This window comes from Rhizobium sp. RAF36 (assembly GCF_052114105.1).
In the GTDB taxonomy this organism is placed as follows: Bacteria; Pseudomonadota; Alphaproteobacteria; order Rhizobiales; family Rhizobiaceae; genus Rhizobium.
The window spans coordinates 129,477-152,625 of the sequence record NZ_JBFREC010000002.1 but is presented as its reverse complement, the minus strand read 5'-3'; the positions used below and the strand labels follow the sequence as shown (position 1 = coordinate 152,625).

The window sequence follows — 23,149 nt, the reverse complement described above, 5'->3', positions numbered from 1 at the left end:
TTGTTTTCGCAATTTGCCAAGCTCGCCACGCCGTTATATGCCTGAGCGCCATCACGGCCCGCGGGCCGCATAGCGATTGGTTTGATGATGGCACGTGCATTTCTCTTCGTACTTGATTCCTTCGGTGTCGGCGGCGCCCCTGATGCTGCCAGCTATGGCGACGAGGGTGCCGATACGCTTGGCCATATCGCGGAATTCTGCGCGGCAGGTGCTGCAGATCGCGCCGGTTTGCGGTCAGGGCCGCTGCTTCTGCCAAACATGTCGGCGCTCGGTCTGCTCGATATCGCCAAGACCGCCACGGGACGCCTGCCGGCCGGCATGCCGATGCCGGAAAAGGTTTATGGTATTCACGGCTGCGCCAACGAAGTCTCCCGCGGCAAGGATACGCCGTCAGGTCATTGGGAAATCGCTGGAACGCCCGTCACTTTCGACTGGGGTTACTTTCCAACAGAGGGCGATGCCTTTCCGCCGCATCTCGTTGAGGCTCTTTGCGCCGCCGCTGATGTGCCCGGTATTCTCGGAAATTGCCATGCGTCCGGCACAGACATCATCGCGCGGTATGGCGAAGAGCATATCCGTAGCGGCAAACCGATCTGCTACACGTCGGCAGATTCGGTGTTTCAGGTTGCCGCGCACGAGAAGCATTTCGGGCTCGAGCGCCTGCTTGGCTTCTGTCGCATCGCGCGGGCTCTGCTCGACAGCTACAATATCGGACGCGTCATCGCCCGCCCATTCATCGGTGAAACCGTCGCGAGATTCGAGCGTACCGGCAATCGCCGCGATTTCTCGGTGCCGCCGCCGGAGCCGACGCTGCTCGACCGGCTGGTGAAGGCCGAGCGCAAGGTGCACGCCGTCGGCAAGATCGGCGACATCTTCGCCCACCAAGGCATTTCCCGCGTCATCAAGGCGAATGGCAACGACGCGTTGATGGACGCGTCATTGGCCGCGATGGACGAGGCGAAGGACGGCGATCTGGTGTTCACCAATTTCGTCGATTTCGACATGGTCTATGGTCACCGCCGCGACGTGCCGGGTTATGCCGCCGCGCTCGAGGCTTTCGACGCCCGCCTTCCAGATGTGCATCGCAAGCTGGCGCCTGGCGATCTCGTGATCCTGACGGCCGATCATGGCTGCGATCCGACCTGGCGGGGAACCGACCATACTCGCGAACGCGTGCCGATCCTTGCCTACGGCCCCGGTCTGCGCTCGCGCGATATCGGGATCCGCAGAACATATGCCGATATCGGCGAGACGGTTGCCCGGCATCTCGGTATTGCCGCCGGGCCGCATGGGAGAAGTTTTCTATGACATCGCATTTGAAGAAGGTCGAACTGCACTGCCACCTGGAAGGGGCGGCACCACCGGCGCTGACGCTGGCGCAGGCGCGCAAATACAATATCGATATCTCGCCTTATCTGCGCGACGGCACCTATGTCTGGCATGATTTTGCCAGCTTCCTTGAGTGCTATGACAAGGTCTCCGAGGTCTACAAGACCGAGGAAGACTACGCGCTTCTGACCGAAACCTACCTCGAAGAGCTTGCCGGTATCGGCACGATCTATAGCGAGCTGATCGTGTCGCCCGATCATGGCAAGCGCATCGGCCTCGGAGCCGACGCTTATATTGCCGGTGTTTGCGAAGGTATCCGGCGGGCGAAAACTGCTCACGGCATCGAGGCACGGCTGATCGTCACCGGCGAGCGCCATTTCGGTCCGGAGAGCGTGATCGGAGCAGCGGAGTATGCCGCCAAAGCGAAGAACCCGCTGATTACAGGCTTCAACCTCGCCGGCGAAGAGCGGATGGGCCGCGTTGCGGATTATGCTCGGGCCTTTGATATTGCGCGCGATGCCGGTCTTGGCCTGACGATACATGCCGGTGAAGTCTGCGGCGCCTTCAGCGTCGAGGATGCACTCAATCATGTGCGCCCCTCGCGGATCGGCCATGGCGTTCGCGCAATCGAGAACCCCGACCTCGTCAAGCGGCTTGCCGATCAAGGCACTGTTCTGGAAGTCTGCCCCGGATCGAACATCGCGCTCAAGGTTTTCCCCGATTTCGCGGCGCATCCTCTGCGGAAGCTGAAGGAAGCAGGCGTACGCGTGACCATCAGCTCCGACGATCCGCCGTTCTTCCACACGTCACTGAAGCGGGAATACGAGCTGGCCTCGGAGGCCTTCGGCTTTAGCAACGGTGAAATCAATGATCTGACCCGTACGGGTATCGAGGCGGCGTTTGTCGATGAGGAGACGCGGCACGCACTACTTGCCCGGCTCTGAGCCTGCCGGACTGGGGATCATCCCCTGAAAATCGCATGCACTCTTGCAGTCCGGGCGATTTCCATGGAAGAAACGTCCGATAACGATAATCAGAGGAAGGCTTGGCCATGGAAGGCGTCACCGTCATCGATCACCCGCTTGTTCAGCACAAACTGACCATCATGCGGCGCAAGGAGACATCGACGGGCAGCTTCCGCCGGTTGCTGCGCGAAATTTCCACCCTGCTCTGCTACGAGGTCACGCGCGATCTCGAGCTGACGATGGAAACCATCGAGACACCGCTGCAGACGATCGAGTCTCCGGTGCTTGAGGGCAAGAAGCTGGTTTTCGCCTCGATCCTGCGCGCCGGCAACGGCCTGCTCGAAGGCATGCTCGACCTGGTGCCCTCGGCCCGCGTCTCGCATATCGGCGTTTATCGCGATCACGAAACGCTGCAGCCGGTCGAGTATTTCTTCAAGGCACCCGAAGACATTTCCGAGCGCCTGATCATCGTTGTCGATCCGATGTTGGCCACCGGCAATTCGGCAATCGCGGCGATCGACAAGCTGAAGGAACGCGGTGCGCGCAACATCCGCTTCCTCTGCCTGCTGGCTGCCCCCGAGGGCCTGAAGAATTTCCGCGATGAGCATCCCGATGTGCCGGTCTTCACCGCTTCGATCGACAGCCATCTCAATGAGCAGGGCTACATCATGCCTGGCCTCGGCGATGCCGGCGACCGCATGTACGGAACGAAGTGATTTCAACGCCGAATTTACCAAATCAGTGCAGAAACAAGGCCCGGATAGTCGATCCGGGCCTTTTGATATCAGGCGTTAGCAACTTGTCAGCAATTATGGCGTAGCTGCTTGAAGCATGAGGCCTCGCATGATGCGCGGTTTATACAGGAAGGATTTCTGTTTCATGCTCATGCGTACGGTCATTTTCGCGAGCATTGCTGCGGCGCTGGCGACCCAGGTGCCATCGTTGTTTACGGCGACGAGCCCGGAACCTGCGAACCAGCCCATTTCAGCCAATTACGTTTCAGCCGCGCCTGATGCCGCGTCCCCTGCTGCGCCCGCTTACGGCAGCGGCACCATGCGCCTTCCGGCTGACGCGCAGGGCCATTTCAATGGCGACTTCAAGATCAATGGCAAGCCGGTGCAGGGTATGATCGATACAGGCGCCACCTATGTGGCGCTGAACGAGAGCTTGGCGCGCCGCCTCGGCTACGGCGGCAACCAGCTCGATTTCCGCTATGCGGTCAATACTGCCAACGGCCAGACGAAGGCAGCGCATGTAACGCTCGACCGCGTCGAAATCGGCGGCATTCGCGTTCAGGGCGTCGAAGCCTTCGTGCTGAAGGACGATGCGCTGTCCCAGACGCTTGTCGGCATGAGCTTCCTGAAGAAGCTGCAGTCCTACTCGGTCGCCGACGGCTCGCTGAGCCTCAAGCAATAATCAGACGCGGCCGGAGATGACGGTGGGCAGGTCCGGTTTGCCGCTGGCTATGCGATAGGTGGCGAGAATACCGGCTGCCGCCCTGGCGGCCGCGGTTTCATCTGCTGCGTGAACCGTGGCGATCGGTTGACCCTTCTCGACCTGTGTTCCGAGCGGCAGGAGATCGGAGAAGCCGACACTGTGGTCGATCTTGTCCGAAGGGTGTCTGCGCCCGCCTCCGAGATCGATGACGGCAATTCCAACGTCTCTGGCGTTGCAACTGGAAAGCCAGCCGCTCTCGGGCGCCAGGACCGTTTTCTGGACAGCGGCGGCCTTCAGATATTTGGATGGTTTCTCGACGAAGTCAGCTGGGCCGCCGAGCACGCTCACCATGCGCCCAAATATTTCGGCGGCGCGTCCCGAGGAGAGCGCGCTGCGCGCCATTGCCTCGCCTTCCGGCAACGAGGTTGAAACGCCGCTGCTCACCAAGATCTCTGCGGCAAAAGCAAGCACGATCTCTTCCAACCGCGTGCCGGACTTCTTGCCAGCGAGAAAATCGAGGCAATTCCAGATTTCGACGGCATTACCGGCGGCATCGGCCAGAGGCTGGTTCATGTCGGTGATCAGCGCCGATGTCTTGACCCCGGCGCCGTTGGCAACTTCGACCAGCGCGGCGGCGAGGATCATCGCTTCCTCATGATCGGTCATGAAGGCGCCGTTTCCGGTCTTGACGTCGAGCACCAGGGTCTGCAGTCCAGCCGCCAGCTTCTTGGAGAGGATGGACGCGGTAATCAGGGGAACAGAATCGACGGTCGCCGTTACGTCGCGCACGGCATAAAGCCTGCCATCCGCAGGCGCCAAGGATCCGGTCTGGCCGATGATCGCGCAACCGACATCCTTGACGGCTTTTCGGAACAAGGCTGCGTCAGGCGTAATTCCATAGCCGGGAATGGATTCCAGCTTGTCGAGCGTTCCGCCGGTATGGCCGAGACCGCGGCCCGATATCATTGGAACGGCGAGACCGCAGGCGGCAGCGATCGGTGCCAGCATCAGCGAGACGTTATCGCCGACACCGCCTGTGGAATGCTTGTCGGCGATCGGCCGGTCGATGTCTCTCCAGTCGAGCATATCGCCCGACCGCGCCATGGAGAGCGTCAGCGCCACCGTCTCGGCGCGGGTCATGCCCTTGAACCAGACGGCCATGGCAAAAGCGCCGATCTGGCCTTCCGATAGACGTCCGGCCGCGAGGGCCGCAATGAATGCCTCGATCTCTTCGGTAGAGAGCGTCTCGCCGTTTCGCTTGCGCCGGATGATCTCCTGCGGAATCATGCTCAGTAGCTCGAGGCCTTGGCGGGCGCCGGCTGCGTACCACCAAGCACCGCCAGGATATCGTCGAGAACGCCAGAAGCGCCGAACCGGAAGGTCGACGGCATCGGCCAGTCGGGCGTCATAATCGTTTCAGCCAGGCTCAGATAGAGTGCTGCATCCGCGACGGAGCCGATACCGCCGGCAGGCTTGAAACCGATCTTCCGGCCGCTCTGGCGAATGGCGCGAAGCATGATATCGGCCGCTTCCAGGGTCGCATTGACGGCGACCTTCCCGGTCGATGTCTTGATGAAATCCGCTCCAGCTTCGATCGCCAGCTCAGAGGCGCGGCGGATCAGCGCCGGATCCTTGATCTCACCGGTCTCGAGGATCACCTTCAGCAGCGCGCTGCCGCATTCGGCGCGGATCGCCGCGACCATGCCGGTCACGGCTTTTTCGTTGCCCGCGAGGAACTTCTTGTAAGGGATGACCAGATCGATCTCGTCGGCGCCGTCGGCGATCGCTTCGCGCGTTTCGGCCGCAACATCGGCAATTTCCATGTCGCCAGAAGGGAAGTTGACGACCGTCGCGATCCTGACCTTGTGACCCTTGCCAAGCACGGTGCGGGCACGCGCAACGAAACGCGGCCAGATGCAGATCGCGGCGCTGTTGCCATACGGCGTCTGCGCCCGCTCGCAAAGCGCATCGATCTGCGCTTCCGTGCAGTCGTCCTTCAGGTTCGTCAGGTCAAGAAGCGACAGCGCAACGGCGGCCGTTTCCTTATGCGTATGATTAGTCATTGCTGCTTCCTCCACCCGCGACCATTTCCTTGAGGATGGCTGCGAGACGCGCGCCGCCAACGGGCGCCATGTCTTTCGTTTCGTCGTGGCTGAGTTCGGCACCGGTCATGCCGGCCCCATAATTGGTGATTACCGAAGCTGCCGCAACCCTGAGGCCCAACATTCGGGCGATGATCACTTCCGGCACGGTCGACATGCCGACAGCATCGGCGCCGAGAATGCGGGCCATGCGGATTTCCGCCGGCGTCTCGAAGCTCGGGCCGGAGAACCACATATAGACGCCCTGCGACAGCGCGATGCCGAGCTTTTCGGCGGCCTTGCGCATCGAGATGGAGAGTTCCGCATCATAGGCATTGGTCATGCCGACGAAGCGGTGATCGCTCTCCTCGCCGATCAGCGGATTCATGCCGGAATAGTTGATGTGGTCGGTGATCTGCATCACTGATCCTGGCGGCATGTCCTCGCGCAGCGAACCGGCAGAGTTGGTCAGAAACAGCGACTGGACGCCGAGGCCTTTCAGCACCTCGATCGGCAGCCGCATGGCATTGGCATCGCCCTTCTCATAGAAGTGCACACGGCCGGACAGCATGATGACGGGGACGCCGCCGAGGCGGCCGGCAACAACCTCGCCTGCATGGCCGGATACGGCGCTCACTGGGAAACCGGGCAGATCCTTGTAGGCAATGCGAACCGGGTTCTCCAGCTCACCGACGAGCGAACCGAGGCCGGAACCGAGAATGATCCCGTGCCGCGGCACGAGCCCGCCGAGCTTGCCGGCGAGCTGGTCGATCGCCGCGTTCATCCGAGTTCGGTCTCGAAGCTGAAGGGCAGAAGCTCCTCCATGGTCATGGTCTTCTTCACGCCCACCTCGTCGCAGAGGTAGATCTTCGTGTCCTTCGAGGCAAATTCCGAGATCTTCTGGCGGCAGCCGCCGCAGGGCGGGCAGAGCGGCAGCTTCTCGGCAATGACGGCCATTTCGACGATCTTCTTGGCGCCGCCCATGATCATGGCGCTGATTGCCGTCGGTTCGGCGCACCAGCCCTGCGGGAAGGACAGGTTCTCGATGTTGGCGCCGGTATAGACCTTGCCGTCCTCGGCGCGGATTGCCGCGCCGACGGGAAATTTCGAATAGGGGGCGTGGGCGAAGGCCATGGCGCCGCGTGCGGCTTCGAACAGATCGTGGGACATGGTTTAACGTTCCTTCGTATAGGGCACGCCGCCGGCCTTCGGCGGGGTTGCGACACCGATGAAACCGGCCAGCAGCACGCAGGTGAGGATATAGGGCAGTGCCTGGAAAATCTGCACCGGCACTTCGCCGATCAGCGGCACTTCCTTGCCCTGCATGAAGTTTGCCAGCGCATCGAGGAAGCCGAAGAGCAGGCAGGCGAACATGACCGGGACCGGCTTCCACTTGGCGAAGACAAGTGCTGCCAGGGCGATATAGCCCTTGCCGGCCGACATGTCCTTGATGAAGGCCGCCGACTGGGCGATGGCCAGATAGGTGCCGGAGAAGCCGCAGAGAATACCGGCGCACATCACGGCGCGGTAGCGCAGCCAGGTGACCGAAATGCCGGCGGTATCGACCGCACCCGGGTTTTCACCGACAGCACGAAGGCGAAGGCCGAAACGCGTGCGGTAGAGGATCCACCAGGACAGCGGCACGGCGACGAAAGCCAAATAGGTCAGGACGTTGTTGCCGGAGATGACATTGGCATAGAGCGGACCGATGACCGGTATTTCGCGCATCGCATCGGCGCCGGGCAGCGTGATCGGCGTGAAGCGCGCATCGCCCGCCAGCTGCGGCGTACGTCCGCCCTGCCCGAACCAGGCCTGACCCAGCACGATGGTGATACCGGCGACGAAGAAGTTGATGGCGACGCCAGAAATGATCTGGTTGCCGCGATTGGTGATCGAGGCAAAGCCGTGGACGAGGCTGAGCGCCACGGAGCAGAGCACGCCCGCCACGAGACCGAGCCACGCCGAGTCCGTAATATAGGCGACGCAGGCAGCGGCAAAGGCCGAGCCCAGCATCTTGCCTTCGAGGCCGATATCGAAGACGCCGGCGCGTTCGGAAAAGAGGCCGGCGAGTGCGGTAAAGATCAGCGGGATCGACAGGCGGATCGTCGAGCTGAGAACGCTGATGAAGATGTCATAGTAATCCATCGTGCGCCCTCACTTGCCCTTGAACTGCTGATAGATGCGGACCAGCGCCGGGCGGAACATGTATTCGAGCGCACCGGCAAACAGGATGACGAGACCCTGGATGACCAGGATCATCTCGCGGGTGATGTTCGGCATCTCGAAGGAGATCCAGTCGCCGCCCTGATAGAGGATGCCAAAGAGGATTGCCGCCAGAATGATGCCGACAGGGTGGTTTCGCCCCATCAGCGATACAGCGATACCGACGAAGCCCGCGCCGCCCACGAATTCGACCTGCAGGCGCGCGGACGCGCCCATCACCGGGTTCAGCGCCATCATGCCTGCCAAGGCACCCGAGAGCAGCATGGCGATCATGACGGTCCGTGCGTAGGGAATACCGGCGTAGGCGGCAGCCGTCGGACTGACGCCAAGCGTGCGCATCTCGAAGCCGAGCTTGGTGCGCCAGATCAGCAGCCAGACCAGCCAGGCAACGACAAGCGCGATAACGAAGGAGACGTTGAATGGGGCCGCGCCGAGCTTGCCGCCGAACATTTCCATGACCCAGCCGAGCTTAGGCAGCTGGCCACCATCGAGGAAAGTGCGGGTTTCAGGCGCCATCTTGCCAGGCACGATCAACACATGCACCAGCAGGTACACCATCAGCGCGGCGCCGATATAGTTGAACATGATGGTGGTGATGACGATGTGGCTGCCGCGCTTGGCCTGCAGATAGGCCGGAATGAAGGCCCATGCAGCACCGAAAATACCGGCGCCGATGACGGCGAGCGGCATCGTCACGTACCAAGGCACGTACTTATCGAGGGCGAGTGCCACCAGCGCACAGCCGAGACCGCCGAGATAGGCCTGTCCTTCGGAGCCGATATTGAAGAGGCCCGCATGGATGGCGACGGCGACAGAAAGACCGGTGAAGATGAAGCTCGTCGCGTAGAACAGCGTGAAGCCGATGCCTTCGCCACTCCCGAGCGCGCCCTCGATCAGCAGCGACAGCGCGTCGAGCGGGCTCTCGCCGATCAGCCAGACAACGAAGCCGGAGATCAGGAAGGCGACGAGGAGATTCAGAATCGGGATCAGGCCGTAATTGATCCATTTGGGCAGTGGGACTGAAGCAGTGCTCATAAAGGCCTCACGCGGCAATGCCGGCCATCATCAGGCCGAGGGTCTGTTCACCGGCATCGGGCGTCTTCTCGCCGACGACATGGCCGGCAAACATGACAAGGATACGGTCTGAAAGGGAGCGAATTTCATCGAGCTCGACGGAGACGAGCAGGATCGCCTTGCCCGCGTCGCGCATCTCGATGATCCGGCGGTGGATGAACTCGATTGCGCCGATATCGACGCCGCGGGTCGGCTGACCGATGATCAGGACCGTCGGATCACGTTCGATTTCACGGGCAACGACGATCTTCTGCTGGTTGCCGCCGGAAAAGTTCGCGGTCTTCAGCCGCGGGTTCGGCGGGCGAATGTCGTATTTTTCGATCTTCTCCATAGCGTCCTTGCGGATCGCATCGAGATCGAGAATCGGGCCTTTGCTGTAGGCCGGATTGCGGTGATAGCCGAGGACCGAATTCTCATATTCCTCGAACTTGAGAACCAGACCCATGTGATGACGGTCTTCGGGAATATGGGCGAGACCGAGTTCGCGCAGACGCGCGGGATCTGCCTTTTCGATGGACTGGCCATCGAGCAGGATTTCTCCCGAGGCGGGCTTGCGGATACCGGCGATCGCTTCCAGCAACTCCGACTGGCCATTGCCGGCAACGCCGGCGATGCCGACGATTTCTCCGGCGCGGACGTCGAAGGAGACGTTATCGACCATGGTGACGCCTCGGTTGTCCTTCACCGTCAGGTTCTTGACCGACAGGATGACCTTGCCCGGATTGGCCTCGCCCTTCTGGACGCGCAGCAGGACACGGCGTCCGACCATCAGCTCGGCGAGTTCCTCGACCGTCGTTTCCGAGGTCTTACGGGTCGCCACCATCTCGCCGCGGCGCATGACCGACACCGTATCGGTGATCGCCATGATCTCGCGCAGCTTATGGGTGATGAGAATAACGGTCTTGCCCTGATCGCGCAGCACCTTGAGGATGCGGAAGAGGTGATCGGCCTCGGCAGGCGTCAGAACGCCCGTCGGCTCATCGAGGATCAGGATCTCGGCGCCTCTATACATCGCTTTCAGGATTTCGACGCGCTGCTGCAGGCCGACGGGAAGCTGCTCGATCAGCGCATCCGGGTTGACCTCCAGGCCGTATTCCTTTTCCAGCCGCTTCAGCTCGGCGCGCGCCGCAGCAACGCCACGGGCGAGCAGCGCTCCGCCTTCAGCGCCGAGCATGATGTTCTCGAGCACCGTGAAATTATCGACCAGCATGAAGTGCTGGTGCACCATGCCGATACCCGCCGCGATCGCCGTCTGGCTGTCGCGGATCGAGATCGGCGTGCCATTGACGCGGATTTCACCGGCGTCGGCATGATAGAAACCGTAGATAATCGACATCAATGTCGACTTACCGGCACCGTTTTCGCCGATGATGCCATGGATAGACCCCTTGGCAACGGTAAGATTGATGTCCTTGTTCGCGTGGACGGCACCGAATTTCTTATCGATGCCCACGAGTTCGATTGCGGGCGTGTCTGTCACAGCAGGCTCCAAATAAGAAAAGGGCGTATGGCGGTAAAATCAACACGCCATACGCCCATCTCAATCGCGGATCACTTCGGGCAAGCGTTGTCCGTGGTGTAGTCGTGAACCTTGATGGTTCCTGCGATGATGTCAGCCTTTGCCTTGTCGACAGCAGCCTGCATTTCCGGGGTGATCAACGCCTTGTTGTTGTCGTCGATTGCAGCCGCAACGCCGTCTTCCTTGACGCCGAGAGCCTGAACGCCACCGGTGAACTTGTCAGCCTTGGTGTCGGCATAAGCGTTGTAGACAGCCAGGTCGACGCGCTTGACCATCGAGGTCAGGACGGAGCCCGGGTGCAGGTAGTTCTGGTTGGAGTCGACGCCGATCGACAGCTTCTTGTTGTCGGCAGCCGTCTGGAGAACGCCGAGACCGGTTGCGCCAGCTGCCGCGTAAACGACGTCAGCGCCCTGGTCGATCTGGTTCTTGGTGAGCTCACCACCGCGAACCGGATCGTTCCATGCAGCACCCGTGGTGCCGGTCATGTTCTGGAACACTTCTACGTCAGCCTTGACCGAGCGTGCGCCCTGCTCATAGCCGCATTCGAACTTGCGGATCAGCGGGATGTCCATGCCGCCAACGAAGCCGACCTTGCCGGTCTTCGATGCCAGGCCGGCGAGAACGCCAACGAGGAAGGAGCCTTCTTCTTCCTTGTAGACGACCGAACGGACGTTCGGCTTGTCGACGACGGCGTCAACGATGATGAACTTGGTGTCCGGGAATTCTGCAGCGACCTTTTCGATTGCCGAGGTCCAGGCGAAGGAAACGGCGACAACCGGATTGAAGCCGCGGCTTGCGAAGTTGCGGATTGCCTGCTCGCCCTGCGTATCACCTGTCGGCTCGAAGTCGCGGTAAGCGATACCGGTTTCCTTCTTGAACTTCTCAGCGCCATTATAGGCAGCTTCGTTGAAGGACTTGTCGAACTTTCCGCCGGTGCCGTAAACCAGAGCCGGCTTGACGTCGGCGGCGAGCGCCGTCGTGGACATCGCGGCCACGGCCAAAAGCGAAAGGAGGGTTTTTTTCATGAGTTGCAGCCCTGTTGTTGCTATTTGTTTGGGGTCCTCCCGCAAGCCTTCTTCGAGGCATGTCTGCGGAACCACCGGCCTCCCCCCGGAGACCTGGCTTCGCGCATCCTTGCATGGCTGAATGAAAATTTCACGAGAAATTTTTCGGGTGGTAAAAATTTGCCGGGGATGCCGAAAAACAGTTCAATCAGGCTGATTTCTGCGCAAAAGCCGCCAACAAACTGCTTTTTCGGTGATCAGGCCGTGAACCGGCCTGCAACCGGGGGCTTCTTATATCCGACCATCCAGAGCAGCAGCGCCAGCACCAGAAACACGCCGAAAGCGGGCTGCAACATCAGCCACTGGAAAATGAAGGTGTAGAAGCGCGGATGAACATAATAGGCGATCGACGATTGCAGCGCCACCAGCGAAGCGGGGCTGACATCCTGCCAGGCATCCCCCATGGGCGTCATCACCACAGCCGAGGCCGCGACCGACTGGATGGAATCGACGGTCCCCGCGATCACCGCAACGGCAAGCGCGACAAGACTACTCAAACGCAACAAGAAACGCATAAAACCCTCCGGCGCACTCATGCCGAAAACCCCGGCCAGCCACGCCATTTTCCACCCTCAGAGGCAGGATAAATCCGAGCCTTCTAAAGTGCAATGGATGACGCGAGCGGAGTTTTATCCGAAGAAGTCAAAAAACTGTTAGATTTAGGTTGATCCCCGAAAATTCATCGGTATATATCGCGCCGTTCCAACGATTTGTGTTTGACGACGCAGATCGAAATAGCAGGACAGGTGGCCGAGTGGTTTAAGGCGCACGCCTGGAACGCGTGTGTGCGTGAAAGCGTACCGTGGGTTCGAATCCCACCTTGTCCGCCATTTTCCTTTTCGTTTCCTCGACGTGTGCTTGAAGCAGGTGCTGCGCCGCATATGTTCCTGCGGATGAATGACGAGACGCTAACGCCTGAGACATCAGGGCTTGCCAGCCTTCGCCAGAGACTGCGCGTGCTCTATCTGGGGCGCGAAAAGAAGGCGATCACTTTTCAGGCCGTTCTGGCTGTCGTCGATCTCGCAATTCTCGCCTTCTTCGTTCTAGGTCCTTATCTGCGCTCAGGCCCATCCTACCTGATCATCGACTATTCGATTGCGGTCTGGATCGGGCTCGAGCTTTGCGCGCGGGCGCTGATCGAACGCAATCTCGGCGACTGGCTGAAGAGGCCGATTACCTGGATCGACATATTCGTGCTGCTGACGCTGCTGTTGCCGGAGTTGCTGTTCAACTTCGCCTTTCTGCGGGCAATCCGCATCTGGACGATCGGCCAGAGCGCGCTTCTCAAAGTTCTGCTTCGCTATTGCGGTTTGCGGCATCTGGAAGATGTGATGCGGGCTTCGATCAACGTCATCGTCTTTCTGTTTCTCGTCACAGGCTTCGTCTACACGTTCTTTTTCCGCGGCCTTCCCGGCATCGCTGGCCTCGTGGACGCTCTTTATTTTACGGTTGCGACAGTGACGACAACGGGTTTCGGGGACATCACCCTGCCGGGAACACTCGGCAAGCTGACATCGATCGTGACGATGATTATCGGCATTTCGCTGTTCGTACGCCTGGCTCAGGCTGTCGTACGTCCGTTCAAAGTGACGTTCCCCTGCCCGCAATGCGGGTTGCAGCGCCATGATGCCGATGCAGTGCATTGCAAGGCCTGCGGCCATATCCTGAACATTCCCGATGAAGGGGCATGAGAGGCAGAGAGGCAGATTACCTCTCCTCACCCTCCCAGCCGAACACACTGCGGCCGCCCCATTCCGGCGAGTTCCTAAATTCTCCTGCAACGATCTCCTTGAGATCAGGCCCGGTCACGTAGCGCTCCAGCTGGCGGGACTGGTCGTCAAGGCGCTTGAGGGCCTCAAGCTCTTCCTCGCGCCCGAGGCGGCCCTTGTGAACCGCCGATTTCATGACCTTGATCGTTTCGTCATAGACCTTCAGCGGCACCGGGAACGGATGTCGGTCCTTGCCACCGTGGGCGATCGAGAAGCGGGCGGGGTCTGAAAAGCGGTAGGGAGCCCCGTGCACCACTTCGGCGACCATAGCGAGCGCCTGGACGGTGCGGGCGCCGACGCCGGGAACGAGGAGAAGCTGTTCGAAATCCTCAGGGCCACGATCGGCGGCGGCGGCCAGATTGCCGTGCAGCCGCTTCATGTTGACGTCCTTTTCGCGGACATCGTGATGCGCGGGCATGATCAGGTGCGGTAAGAGCATCTGGTCGGGCAACGGGGTAGGCTTTGCCGGGCTGAACGCCAGCGCGACGGCTTCGCGGACGATGCGGTCGGGGCCGAGCGTTGCGAGGAGATCGAGCTGTCCGGCACGCGAGCGTTCCGCCCGCTTGTCGGCGAGATTGACGATATTGCCCTGGCTGCGGCCCTCGATCGCCGCGTGCGGCGAGTTGACGAAGCTTTCCAGCCCCTCGGATAGCCAGTGATAGCGGCGGGCCTGCCTGTTGTCGCCGTTCATGCCCTGCTGAACGACCACCCACTTGCCGTCGTCGGCGACGATGAAGCCGTGCAGATAGAGATCGAAACCATCCTGCAGGGCGGCGCTATCGACCTTGGCGACAAGGCGGCTTGTCCGCGCCAGCGAGATCCCGTCGATACCGACGCGATTGCCGATCGCGGCAAGCTCATCCGGTGTGCGCCGCGATTGCGCGCCACGACCGCCGCAGACATGCAGGCCGAGCTCACCGGAGAGCGGCGTCAGCCCGCGTTTCAGCGCGCCGAGCACACTGGTGGTGATGCCAGACGAATGCCAGTCCATGCCCATGACGGCGCCGAAGGACTGGAACCAGAAAGGATGTGCGAGGCGGCGCAGGAATTCATCGCGCCCGTAGTGATGCACGATCGCTTCGGTGATCACCGCACCGAGCTTCGTCATCCGGTCGCCCAGCCATTTGGGAACCCTGCCGCCATGCAGGGGAAGATCGGCGCTGCCTGCTCTTTGAGCCATGGACGCAATTATAGCTGCGTCGCGCGGCCGAAGGAAACCGGTCCTTCAAAAAGAAAACGCCGGCTGCAAGCAGCCGGCGCCCTTGGGAGGAAAACCTCTTTGGATTATGCAGCAGCCGAAGCGTAGCTTTCGGTCGGCACTTCCGAAATCGTCTTCAGAACCTGGGAGGCGATCTGGTAAGGGCAGCCCTGCGAGTTCGGGCGGCGATCTTCCAGGTAGCCTTTGTAGTCGTTCTTGACGAAGGAGTGCGGAACGCGGATCGACGCGCCACGGTCAGCAACGCCGTAGGAGAACTTGTTCCACGGAGCGGTTTCGTGCTTGCCGGTCAGACGCTTGTCGTTGTCCGGACCGTAGACGGCGATATGAGCTTCGAGGTTCTTTTCGAACTGACCCATCAGAGCCTCGAAATAGGCCTTGCCGCCAACTTCGCGCATGAACTTGGTCGAGAAGTTGCAGTGCATGCCCGAGCCGTTCCAGTCGGTGTCGCCGAGCGGCTTGCAGTGATATTCAATATCGATGCCGTACTGTTCTGTCAGGCGCTGCAGCAGGTAGCGAGCCATCCAAATCTGGTCGGCAGCGCGCTTGGAGCCCTTACCGAAAATCTGGAATTCCCACTGGCCCTTGGCAACTTCAGCGTTGATGCCTTCATGGTTGATGCCGGCAGCAAGGCACTGGTCGAGATGCTCTTCGACGATTTCGCGAGCGACCGGGCCAACGTTGGAGGAGCCGACGCCGCAGTAATACGGACCCTGCGGAGCCGGGTAGCCCTGTTCCGGGAAGCCGAGCGGACGGCCGTTCTCGTAGAAGAAATATTCCTGCTCGAAACCGAACCACGCATCTTCGTCGTCAAGGATGGTTGCGCGGCTGTTGGAAGGATGCGGGGTGACGCCGTCGGGCATCATGACTTCGCACATGACGAGGACGCCATTGGTACGGGCCGGGTCAGGATAAATAGCGACTGGCTTCAGCACGCAATCCGAGCTGCGGCCTTCAGCCTGCATCGTCGAGGAGCCATCGAAGCCCCAGAGCGGAAGCTGTTCCAGGGTCGGAAATTCAGCAAATTCCTTGACCTGCGTTTTGCCGCGCAGATTCGGTACCGGAGTGTACCCATCGAGCCAGATGTACTCGAGCTTATACTTTGTCATTGGCCAGTCTCTCAAACGTGTGCGTGTCACAAATCCTGAGGGTGCGTTTCACCAGCGGATGCACAGTACCAAGCACGTGGCGTGCCAGTTTGGCGGACGCGCCCGAGGGTGCGTCAAAACGCGCAGGCAAGGAGACCGCAGCACAAGGCGTTAACTTTCAATAAAAGCTTGGGGTTAGACGGGAACCGGGCCGATAACGGCGCGTTTTTCTTTTGAAAGTGCAAACGCCTGAAAAAGATGCAGGAGCACCATCGTATTTCGCGCACTTTATCAATCGCTTACGAAGAGCACAGCAATTGACGATATTTTGTGCAATTTGCATAATTCATGTGCAATCTGCTATTGTGACAGTCCGACTAAACGACGAATGTCGATAAGGGAAGGCAAATAGGATGCCGACAAACGTTCATGGCGAAACCGCCAAGATCTACCAGTTTCCGGTGAAATTGCGCCGCGCCGGCGAACGCTTCGGCGCCCGTCAGCCGCTGGATATCGATCCGGATATTTGCGATGCCGCTTTCGACAGCTGGTATCATCAGGATGCGATCCGCGAGGACGAAGAGAACAACCGCAAGCCGCAGGCTTAAACGAAGACCGCCTGATCAACTCGATCTTCGCTGCCGAAGATTTTGAGATACCGCTCAACCTCGCCCAGTTCACCCGTGGCTTTTTGAGGATTGTCGGACAGTTTGACGGCCGGCCGGCCATTCGCGTCGCTGACCTTGCAGACGATGGAGATCGGATCGAGGCCGGACATATCGATGGGCGCGCAGCCCACGAAATCGTTGGTGAGGTTCGTCCCCCAACCGAAGCTCATGCGAACACGGCCCTCGAAATGCTTGTAGGTGTCGATAATCGCATCGACATCCATGCCATCCGAAAAAATCAGAAGCTTCTGGCGCGGATCGCGGCCCATCTTCTTCCACCATTCGATGATCTTCTCGCCGCCTTCGACCGGCGGCGCGCTATCCGGGCGGAAGCCCGTCCAGTCGGCAACCCATTCTGGCGCATCACGCAGGAAAGCGGCGGTGCCGAACGCGTCCGGCAGAACAATCAGAAGATTGCCGCCATAGAGCCGGTTCCAATCGCGCAGAACCTTGTAGGGCGCCTTGCGCAGGTCGTCGTCGGTCTCCGCAAGGGCGGCGGCCACCATCGGCAGCTCGTGGGCGTTGGTGCCGACGGCTTCGAGATCGGAGTCCATCGCCAGCAGCACGTTGCTGGTGCCGGTAAAGGCAGGGCCGATGCCTTCCTTCAGGGCTTCAACGCACCAGCGCTGCCACAGGAAGCTGTGGCGGCGGCGCGTGCCGAAGTCGGAGATGCGCAAGCCGGGTAATTCCTTCAGGCGCTCGACCTTCGACCACATGCGCGCTTTGGCGCGAGCATAGAGAACATCCAGCGTGAACGGTCCGAGCGCCTTCATCGCCGAGCGCGACCGCAGCTCGTTGATGATCGCCAGCGCCGGGATTTCCCACATCGTGGTTTCCTTCCAGGAGCCGTGGAAATCCAGGACATACTGGCCGTCTTTCTTCGACAGTTCATATTCCGGCAGCTGGAAATGCGAGAACCAGGCAAGGAACTCGGGCTCGAAGATCTGGGCGCGGCCATAGAAGCTGTTGCCGGCCAGCCAGATCATCTCCTTCTTGGAAAGGCGCAAAGTGCGCGCGTGATCCAGCTGCTCGCGCAATTCGCCCTCGTCGATCTCTTCGGCGAGATGCACGCGTTTCGTGCGGTTGATCAGCGTGAAGGTCGCATTCACATCCGGATAGAGCTTCCAGATCATCTGCAGCATCAGAAGCTTGTAGAAATCCGTGTCGATCAGACTACGGACGATGGGGTCCAGCTTCCAGGCGTGGTTATAAACCCGTCTTGCGATATCGGTCTTGGCCATGCTCCACCCCATACCAATCCGGTCGGGGGCCACCTCTGCGGCCGGCACACGACGACCGGCTCGTGCGCCTTCTTATCGAAAAATCAGCGGCTAAAGTCCAGTGCAAATACAAAGCCCTGCCGTCCTGGACGGCAGGGCTTGCGATGACCGCCGGACCCATGCGCGGTTATTGCGCGGAAGGTGTTGCCGGTGCGTTGGGCTGCGCGCTACCTGCAGGGGGCGTTTCCGTCGGCACCGCGGTGCCGTTCTGCAGCGATGGCGATGCCGGCGCTGCCGGCTGTTCCGATTGCATCTGCTGGCCGGGCTGCTGAGGGGCTACTTCGTTTGCCTCACGCCCGCCCCAGATCTCCACTGGAATCCAGACGATGAAGGCGAGTACAAGGGCGACGATCAACACCGTCAGAACACGGCGGCCAGTCCGGCCCTGTTTGGCCTTGACCGGAGAAATCTGTTCTTCCTCGTGCAGCTTGCCATCCGATTTTTCCCAACGGGTTTCCATCTGATGCGCCATTCCTGTCTCCTTCCGGTCAGCGGACAGCCGGAATGCGGCCTGCCCAAAAGCTTCCGGTGAGAACAACGAAGAGAAACGGCGAATGTTCCCGGCCGTGCCGGTCAGTATCCCGCGCCGCGATCGACGAGAAACTGCAGCGGCTCGCCCTTTTCGAAGCGGACGATCTGCTGCTCGACATGCCGGAAGAGCGCGTTTTCTTCCGAGATTGCGGCGTCGTGTGGCGTGATGAAGACGCTGTCGAGACCCCAGAGCGGATCGTCAGCCGGCAGCGGCTCGACTTCGAAGACGTCGAGCGATGCGCCGCCGAGGATACCGCCTTCGATGGCCGCGACGATATCGCTCTGGACCTGGCTCTTGCCGCGCCCGGCATTGATGAAAACAGGTTTGCCGAGCGCGCCGCCCTGGCGCAGCTTCCTGAACAGGCCGGCGTTATAGAAACCCGTCGTTTCAGGCGTCAACGGCAAAAGGCCGACGAGAATGTCGGTCTTCGACAGAAAGACATCGAGTTCGGCGGCATCGAATGTATCGACGCCATCGAGGTCTTTTCTGGTGCGCGACCAGCCGATGACGTTGAAGCCCATGACCTTGAGCTTGCGGACGGCATCCTGTCCGAGCACGCCGAGGCCCATCACGCCGACGGTAATTTCGGCAGCTTCGGGCGGCGCCATCTTGCCCCAGATACGATCACGCTGATGCTCGTCGTGTCCGCGCTGATCGCGCAGATGCATCAGGCACTGCATCACCACCCATTCGCTCATCCGCACCGTCAGGCTGCGATCGACGAAGCGGACGATCGGCACGTCGGGCAGGCCCGGCAGCGTCATGATGCTGTCGACGCCGGCCCCGCCGGAGAAAATGATCTTCAGGTTCGGCGCCCTGTCGAAAAGATCGGCATCCGGCTTCCAGAGCAGCGCGTATTCGCAGGCGCTGAGATCCCTGCCCTTGCTCGTGGGATCGGCGAGGCTGATGCTGCCGCGATCCGCGAAGGCGGTTTTCAGGATGCGGGCGATGCCTTCAGGATTGAATTTGAGATCGACGAGAACGGGCGGTCTTGCGGACATGGTCTTCTTTTACTGCTGGACGGCAGGCGTCGGCACTGCCTCGATGTTGAACGCGGCGGCCATCAGCGCCTTGGTGTAATCGTCCTTCGGTGCTTGGAATATCTCGGCAGACGGCCCCTGCTCCACCACCTTGCCGAAGCGCATGACGATGACATCGTTGGCGAGCGCTTTGACGACCTTCAGGTCGTGGCTGATGAAGAGATAGGCGAGGTCATGCTTTTTCTGGAGATCGCGCAGCAGATCGACCACCTGGGCCTGCACGCTCATATCGAGCGCCGATGTCGGCTCATCAAGCATGACGAAGCGCGGCTTCAGCACCATGGCGCGGGCAATGGCGATGCGCTGGCGCTGGCCGCCAGAGAACTCGTGCGGGTACCGCCAGCGGGTCAGCGGATCGAGGCCGACCTCTTCAAGCGCCCAGCAGACGCGCTGGTCGCGATCTTCGTGCGAGAGCGAGCGCTCGTGCACCTTCAGGCCTTCGGCGATGATATCGCCAACCGACATGCGAGGGCTGAGCGAACCATAGGGATCCTGGAAGACGACCTGCAGCTGGTTGCGCAGCGGCCGCATCTGCGTGAACGAATAGCTGGCTATATCCTTGCCGACGAAGCTGATGCGGCCCTTAGACGAGATGAGCCGGGTCAGCGCCAGACCGAGCGTTGTCTTGCCCGAGCCGGATTCGCCGACGACGCCGAGCGTCTGGCCAGCTCGCAACGACAGATCGATGCCGTCGACTGCCTTGACGTGATCGACCACGCTGCGCATCAGCCCTGCCTTGATCGGGAACCAGACGCGGATATCCGAGCCTTCCATGACGACAGGCTTCGTCAGATCGGCCGGCGGCGGCTCGCCACGCGGTTCGGAGGCCAGGAGGTGGCGGGTATATTCGTGCTGCGGCCGGGTGAAGACCTCCTCGACCATACCCGTCTCGACGATCTTGCCCTTGGTCATGACGCAGACGCGGTCGGCGAATTTGCGCACAATGCCGAGGTCATGGGTGATGAACAGCATGGACATGCCATGCTCGCCCTTCAGCTTGCGCAGCAGTTCAAGAATCTGCGCCTGCACCGTCACGTCGAGCGCCGTCGTCGGCTCGTCGGCGATCAGCAGTTCCGGCCGGTTGGCGAGCGCCATGGCGATCATGACGCGCTGGCGCTGGCCGCCCGACAGCTCGTGCGGATAGGCCTTGAGACGCTTTTCCGGCTCGCGGATACCGACCTGGTTGAGAAGCTCCAGCACGCGCTTGCGCGCTGCAGCACCTGTGACGCCCTGATGCAGGTCGAGGATTTCGGCAATCTGCTTCTCGATCGAGTGGAGCGGATTGAGCGAGGTCATCGGCTCCTGGAAGATCATCGTGATGTCGTTGCCGCGCACTTGGCGCAGCTCCTTGTCCGATGCCTTCAGCAGGTCCCTGCCCTTGAACAAGATCTGCCCCGTCGGGTGGCTTGCCGAGGGGTACGGAAGCAGCCGCAGGACGGAATTGGCCGAGACCGATTTGCCCGAGCCGGATTCACCGACCAGCGCCACGACTTCGCCCTTGCGGATATCGAAGGAAATGCGATCCACAGCCAGCGATGTTTCGCCGCCCTGATGAAAGGCAACCGAGAGATCGCGGACCGAGAGGAGGGTTTCGGGGCTCTCGCTCATTGGAAAGTCTTTCTTGGGTCGAAGGCATCGCGGACCGCCTCGCCGATGAAGATCAGCAGCGAGAGCATGATCGACATGGCGAAGAAGGCGGTGAGCCCCAGCCATGGCGCCTGCAGGTTGGACTTGCCTTGGGCGATCATCTCACCCAGCGACGGCGAGCCGGGCGGCATGCCGAAACCGAGGAAGTCCAGCGAGGTCAGCGTGGTGATCGAGCCCGAGAGAATGAATGGCAGGAAGGTCAGGGTCGCGACCATGGCGTTCGGCAGCATGTGCCGCCACATGATGGTGCGGTTGTTGACGCCGAGTGCGCGGGCGGCACGCACATATTCAAAGTTTCGGGCGCGGAGGAACTCGGCGCGGACGATGCCGACAAAACCAACCCAGGAGAACAGCAGCATGATGCCGAGCAGCACGAAGAAGCCGGGCGGCAGGATCGCGGCGATGATCAGCAGGATGTAGAGCACCGGCATCGACGACCATATCTCGATGAAGCGCTGCAGGAGCAGGTCCGTCCAGCCGCCGAAATACCCCTGTACCGCGCCGGCGGTGACGCCGACGACGGCCGAGCAGATGGTCAGCGCCAAGCCGAAGAGCACCGAGATGCGGAAACCGTAGATGACGCGGGCCAGCACATCGCGCGCCTGATCGTCGGTGCCCAGCCAGTTGAGATTGCCATAGTTGCAGTTCGGGTCGTTGACGCCCTGAGGATAACCGGCGCAGCGTTCCTCGGCGCCCATCAGCCAGAAGGGGGCGGTCGGGGCGGAATGCGGGATGTTCGAATTGACCGAGCGGTAGGAATAGCGGATCGGCGGCCAGATCATCCAGCCATTGGCATTGATCTCATCAGTGATGACATCCGAGCGGTAGTCGGTCTCGGCGAGGAAGCCGCCGAACTTCTCTTCCGGATAATCGACGACGACGGGGAAAAGGATCTCGCCCTTGTAAGAGGCAATGATCGGCTTGTCGTTGGCGATGAACTCGGCAAACAGGCTGAGAATGAACAGCACCATGAAAAGCCACAGGGACCAGTAGCCGCGGCCATTGGCGCGGAAATTCCGCCAGCGGCGGATATTGGTCGGCGATAATAGGCCTTTGCGCGGCGGTTTGACGGGTGTGGCAGTAGCGGGATTTGCGGCGGCATCCATCAGACATCCCTCCGCTCGAAATCGATGCGCGGGTCGATCCAGGTATAGATAAGGTCCGAGACCAGGCCGACGAAGAGGCCGAGAAGCGAGAAGATGTAGAGCGTTGCAAAGACGATCGGGTAGTCACGATTGACCACCGAGAGGTAGCCGAGACGGCCGAGACCATCGAGCGAAAAGATGTTCTCGATCAGCAGCGAGCCGGTGAAGAAGGCCGAGATGAAGGCGCCGGGGAAACCGGCGATGACGATCAGCATGGCATTGCGGAACACATGCCCGTAGAGAACCTGGCGCTCATTGAGCCCCTTGGCGCGGGCGGTCGTGACATACTGCTTCTTGATCTCCTCGATGAAGGAGTTCTTGGTCAGCAGCGTTGTCGTCGCGAAGGCGGCCAGCGATAGCGAGATCAGCGGCAGCGCCAGATGCCAGAAGTAATCGAGCGGCTTCTGCCACCAGGCAAGTTGATCGAAATTGTCGGAAACCAGACCACGGAGCGGGAACCAGTCGTAGAAGGATCCGCCGGCGAAGAGCACGATCAACAGGATGCCGAAGAGGAAGCTCGGCACTGCATAGCCGACGATGATCACGCCCGAGGTCCAGACGTCGAATGTCGATCCGTCCTTCACCGCCTTGCGAATGCCGAGCGGGATGGAGATCGTATAGGAGAAGATCATGATCCAGACGCCGAGCGAGATCGACACCGGCAGCTTGTCCTTGATCAGATCGAGAACCGAAGTGTTGCGGAAGAAGCTCTCGCCGAAATCGAAGCGGATATAATTCCACATCATCTCCCCGAAGCGGGTGAGCGGCGGCTTGTCGAAACCGAACTGCTTTTCGAGCTTGGCGATCAGCTCCGGGTCGAGGCCCTGGGCGCCGCGATATCGTGATCCCTCGTCACCACCCTGCCCCAGAAGATCACCGCCACCGCCGGAAAGACGCTGGTCGGCGCTGTCGGCCTGGCCGGTAAGCTGCGCAATCACCTGCTCGACCGGACCACCCGGCGCGAACTGGATGACGGTGAACGAAATCGCCATGATGCCGATGATCGTCGGTATCATCAGAAGCAGGCGGCGAAGGATGTAGGCTCCCATCAGCGCGCGGCCTTCCAGGTCTT

23 protein-coding genes and 1 tRNA gene are annotated in these 23,149 nt (G+C 60.8%); 7 read left to right on the top strand and 17 right to left on the bottom strand.

Annotation, left to right across the window (positions count from 1 at the left end):
• Positions 1-87 precede the first annotated feature (87 nt).
• From AB4Z25_RS06600 to AB4Z25_RS06585, 4 genes are all read left to right on the top strand, one after another.
• On the top strand, positions 88-1,308 hold the full coding sequence (locus AB4Z25_RS06600) for a phosphopentomutase (RefSeq protein WP_112540068.1): 1,221 nt from the start codon (positions 88-90) through the stop codon (positions 1,306-1,308).
• Positions 1,305-2,273, top strand: a complete 969-nt coding sequence (locus tag AB4Z25_RS06595) for an adenosine deaminase (RefSeq protein ID WP_112540002.1) — start codon at positions 1,305-1,307, stop codon at positions 2,271-2,273. The genes AB4Z25_RS06600 and AB4Z25_RS06595 overlap by 4 nt, the downstream gene beginning before the upstream one ends.
• A 107-nt stretch (positions 2,274-2,380) precedes the next feature.
• Positions 2,381-3,010: a uracil phosphoribosyltransferase gene (gene upp / locus AB4Z25_RS06590; protein WP_112385089.1), complete on the top strand. Its 630-nt coding sequence runs from the start codon at positions 2,381-2,383 to the stop codon at positions 3,008-3,010.
• Positions 3,011-3,137: 127 nt separating this feature from the next.
• Positions 3,138-3,710, top strand: coding sequence for a TIGR02281 family clan AA aspartic protease (locus AB4Z25_RS06585; RefSeq protein ID WP_112540000.1), 573 nt, complete (start codon positions 3,138-3,140; stop codon positions 3,708-3,710).
• Here the strand turns inward: AB4Z25_RS06585 and deoA are convergent, their stop codons facing one another.
• The 9 genes from deoA to AB4Z25_RS06540 form a co-directional block, all read right to left on the bottom strand.
• The gene (gene deoA, locus AB4Z25_RS06580) at positions 3,711-5,018 is read right to left on the bottom strand and encodes a thymidine phosphorylase (protein ID WP_112539998.1); all 1,308 of its coding nucleotides are present in this window, start codon (positions 5,016-5,018) and stop codon (positions 3,711-3,713) included.
• A 2-nt stretch (positions 5,019-5,020) separates the two neighbouring features.
• Positions 5,021-5,794, bottom strand: a complete 774-nt coding sequence (deoC, locus tag AB4Z25_RS06575; protein WP_112539996.1) for a deoxyribose-phosphate aldolase — start codon at positions 5,792-5,794, stop codon at positions 5,021-5,023.
• A complete protein-coding gene (locus AB4Z25_RS06570) occupies positions 5,787-6,596 on the bottom strand; it encodes a purine-nucleoside phosphorylase (RefSeq protein ID WP_112539994.1) in 810 nt (269 codons plus the stop codon). The genes deoC and AB4Z25_RS06570 overlap by 8 nt, the downstream gene beginning before the upstream one ends.
• Positions 6,593-6,982: a cytidine deaminase gene (locus AB4Z25_RS06565; RefSeq protein ID WP_037130908.1), complete on the bottom strand. Its 390-nt coding sequence runs from the start codon at positions 6,980-6,982 to the stop codon at positions 6,593-6,595. Before AB4Z25_RS06565 ends, AB4Z25_RS06570 begins: the two co-directional genes overlap by 4 nt.
• A gap of 3 nt (positions 6,983-6,985) precedes the next feature.
• The gene (locus AB4Z25_RS06560; RefSeq protein ID WP_112539992.1) at positions 6,986-7,957 is read right to left on the bottom strand and encodes an ABC transporter permease; all 972 of its coding nucleotides are present in this window, start codon (positions 7,955-7,957) and stop codon (positions 6,986-6,988) included.
• Positions 7,958-7,966: 9 nt separating this feature from the next.
• Complete coding sequence (locus AB4Z25_RS06555; protein WP_112385082.1) at positions 7,967-9,070, bottom strand: ABC transporter permease; 1,104 nt, start codon at positions 9,068-9,070, stop codon at positions 7,967-7,969.
• A gap of 7 nt (positions 9,071-9,077) precedes the next feature.
• Positions 9,078-10,589, bottom strand: a complete 1,512-nt coding sequence (locus AB4Z25_RS06550) for an ABC transporter ATP-binding protein (protein WP_112539990.1) — start codon at positions 10,587-10,589, stop codon at positions 9,078-9,080.
• 71 nt (positions 10,590-10,660) lie between these two features.
• A complete protein-coding gene (locus AB4Z25_RS06545) occupies positions 10,661-11,653 on the bottom strand; it encodes a BMP family ABC transporter substrate-binding protein (protein ID WP_112385080.1) in 993 nt (330 codons plus the stop codon).
• 236 nt (positions 11,654-11,889) lie between these two features.
• A complete protein-coding gene (locus AB4Z25_RS06540) occupies positions 11,890-12,207 on the bottom strand; it encodes a hypothetical protein (protein ID WP_112540066.1) in 318 nt (105 codons plus the stop codon).
• A gap of 225 nt (positions 12,208-12,432) precedes the next feature.
• Here AB4Z25_RS06540 and AB4Z25_RS06535 point away from each other — a divergent pair.
• Positions 12,433-12,522: transfer RNA gene (locus AB4Z25_RS06535), tRNA-Ser, on the top strand.
• A gap of 51 nt (positions 12,523-12,573) precedes the next feature.
• Entirely contained in the window at positions 12,574-13,383 is an 810-nt protein-coding gene (locus AB4Z25_RS06530) for a potassium channel family protein (protein WP_112539988.1), read from the top strand.
• 16 nt (positions 13,384-13,399) lie between these two features.
• Here AB4Z25_RS06530 and AB4Z25_RS06525 read toward each other — a convergent pair whose 3' ends face one another.
• Positions 13,400-14,641 (bottom strand): DUF763 domain-containing protein, encoded by a 1,242-nt coding sequence (locus AB4Z25_RS06525; protein WP_112539985.1) that lies wholly within the window; start codon positions 14,639-14,641, stop codon positions 13,400-13,402.
• A 104-nt stretch (positions 14,642-14,745) separates the two neighbouring features.
• Positions 14,746-15,786 carry a glutamine synthetase beta-grasp domain-containing protein gene (locus tag AB4Z25_RS06520; RefSeq protein ID WP_112385077.1) on the bottom strand — a complete coding sequence of 347 codons (1,041 nt, stop codon included), beginning with the start codon at positions 15,784-15,786 and terminating at the stop codon, positions 14,746-14,748.
• Between the two features lie 392 nt (positions 15,787-16,178).
• On the opposite strand from AB4Z25_RS06520, the gene AB4Z25_RS06515 reads away from it, so the two are divergent.
• Complete coding sequence (locus AB4Z25_RS06515) at positions 16,179-16,373, top strand: DUF2735 domain-containing protein (RefSeq protein WP_112514244.1); 195 nt, start codon at positions 16,179-16,181, stop codon at positions 16,371-16,373.
• Here the strand turns inward: AB4Z25_RS06515 and pncB are convergent.
• The 6 genes from pncB to AB4Z25_RS06485 form a co-directional block, all read right to left on the bottom strand.
• Entirely contained in the window at positions 16,370-17,674 is a 1,305-nt protein-coding gene (gene pncB, locus AB4Z25_RS06510; RefSeq protein ID WP_112539983.1) for a nicotinate phosphoribosyltransferase, read from the bottom strand. The two genes, AB4Z25_RS06515 and pncB, sit on opposite strands and share 4 nt — an antisense overlap.
• Before the next feature lie 166 nt (positions 17,675-17,840).
• Positions 17,841-18,185, bottom strand: coding sequence for a hypothetical protein (locus AB4Z25_RS06505; RefSeq protein WP_112539981.1), 345 nt, complete (start codon positions 18,183-18,185; stop codon positions 17,841-17,843).
• A gap of 101 nt (positions 18,186-18,286) precedes the next feature.
• Entirely contained in the window at positions 18,287-19,246 is a 960-nt protein-coding gene (locus AB4Z25_RS06500; RefSeq protein WP_112539979.1) for a 2-hydroxyacid dehydrogenase, read from the bottom strand.
• Positions 19,247-19,255: 9 nt separating this feature from the next.
• A complete protein-coding gene (locus AB4Z25_RS06495) occupies positions 19,256-20,893 on the bottom strand; it encodes an ABC transporter ATP-binding protein (protein WP_112539977.1) in 1,638 nt (545 codons plus the stop codon).
• Positions 20,890-22,038 (bottom strand): ABC transporter permease, encoded by a 1,149-nt coding sequence (locus tag AB4Z25_RS06490; RefSeq protein ID WP_112539975.1) that lies wholly within the window; start codon positions 22,036-22,038, stop codon positions 20,890-20,892. The genes AB4Z25_RS06495 and AB4Z25_RS06490 overlap by 4 nt, the downstream gene beginning before the upstream one ends.
• Positions 22,038-23,126, bottom strand: a complete 1,089-nt coding sequence (locus tag AB4Z25_RS06485; RefSeq protein ID WP_112539973.1) for a microcin C ABC transporter permease YejB — start codon at positions 23,124-23,126, stop codon at positions 22,038-22,040. Before AB4Z25_RS06485 ends, AB4Z25_RS06490 begins: the two co-directional genes overlap by 1 nt.
• Between the last annotated feature and the right edge of the window lie 23 nt (positions 23,127-23,149).

Coding starts and splice junctions, on each gene's coding strand:
- AB4Z25_RS06600 (WP_112540068.1), top strand. CDS start 88: ATGGCACGTGCATTTCTCTTCGTACTTGATTCCTTCGGTGTCGGCGGC.
- AB4Z25_RS06595 (WP_112540002.1), top strand. CDS start 1,305: ATGACATCGCATTTGAAGAAGGTCGAACTGCACTGCCACCTGGAAGGG.
- upp (WP_112385089.1), top strand. CDS start 2,381: ATGGAAGGCGTCACCGTCATCGATCACCCGCTTGTTCAGCACAAACTG.
- AB4Z25_RS06585 (WP_112540000.1), top strand. CDS start 3,138: ATGATGCGCGGTTTATACAGGAAGGATTTCTGTTTCATGCTCATGCGT.
- deoA (WP_112539998.1), bottom strand. CDS start 5,018: ATGATTCCGCAGGAGATCATCCGGCGCAAGCGAAACGGCGAGACGCTC.
- deoC (WP_112539996.1), bottom strand. CDS start 5,794: ATGACTAATCATACGCATAAGGAAACGGCCGCCGTTGCGCTGTCGCTT.
- AB4Z25_RS06570 (WP_112539994.1), bottom strand. CDS start 6,596: ATGAACGCGGCGATCGACCAGCTCGCCGGCAAGCTCGGCGGGCTCGTG.
- AB4Z25_RS06565 (WP_037130908.1), bottom strand. CDS start 6,982: ATGTCCCACGATCTGTTCGAAGCCGCACGCGGCGCCATGGCCTTCGCC.
- AB4Z25_RS06560 (WP_112539992.1), bottom strand. CDS start 7,957: ATGGATTACTATGACATCTTCATCAGCGTTCTCAGCTCGACGATCCGC.
- AB4Z25_RS06555 (WP_112385082.1), bottom strand. CDS start 9,070: ATGAGCACTGCTTCAGTCCCACTGCCCAAATGGATCAATTACGGCCTG.
- AB4Z25_RS06545 (WP_112385080.1), bottom strand. CDS start 11,653: ATGAAAAAAACCCTCCTTTCGCTTTTGGCCGTGGCCGCGATGTCCACG.
- AB4Z25_RS06540 (WP_112540066.1), bottom strand. CDS start 12,207: ATGCGTTTCTTGTTGCGTTTGAGTAGTCTTGTCGCGCTTGCCGTTGCG.
- AB4Z25_RS06530 (WP_112539988.1), top strand. CDS start 12,574: ATGTTCCTGCGGATGAATGACGAGACGCTAACGCCTGAGACATCAGGG.
- AB4Z25_RS06525 (WP_112539985.1), bottom strand. CDS start 14,641: ATGGCTCAAAGAGCAGGCAGCGCCGATCTTCCCCTGCATGGCGGCAGG.
- AB4Z25_RS06520 (WP_112385077.1), bottom strand. CDS start 15,786: ATGACAAAGTATAAGCTCGAGTACATCTGGCTCGATGGGTACACTCCG.
- AB4Z25_RS06515 (WP_112514244.1), top strand. CDS start 16,179: ATGCCGACAAACGTTCATGGCGAAACCGCCAAGATCTACCAGTTTCCG.
- pncB (WP_112539983.1), bottom strand. CDS start 17,674: ATGGCCAAGACCGATATCGCAAGACGGGTTTATAACCACGCCTGGAAG.
- AB4Z25_RS06505 (WP_112539981.1), bottom strand. CDS start 18,185: ATGGCGCATCAGATGGAAACCCGTTGGGAAAAATCGGATGGCAAGCTG.
- AB4Z25_RS06500 (WP_112539979.1), bottom strand. CDS start 19,246: ATGTCCGCAAGACCGCCCGTTCTCGTCGATCTCAAATTCAATCCTGAA.
- AB4Z25_RS06495 (WP_112539977.1), bottom strand. CDS start 20,893: ATGAGCGAGAGCCCCGAAACCCTCCTCTCGGTCCGCGATCTCTCGGTT.
- AB4Z25_RS06490 (WP_112539975.1), bottom strand. CDS start 22,038: ATGGATGCCGCCGCAAATCCCGCTACTGCCACACCCGTCAAACCGCCG.
- AB4Z25_RS06485 (WP_112539973.1), bottom strand. CDS start 23,126: ATGGGAGCCTACATCCTTCGCCGCCTGCTTCTGATGATACCGACGATC.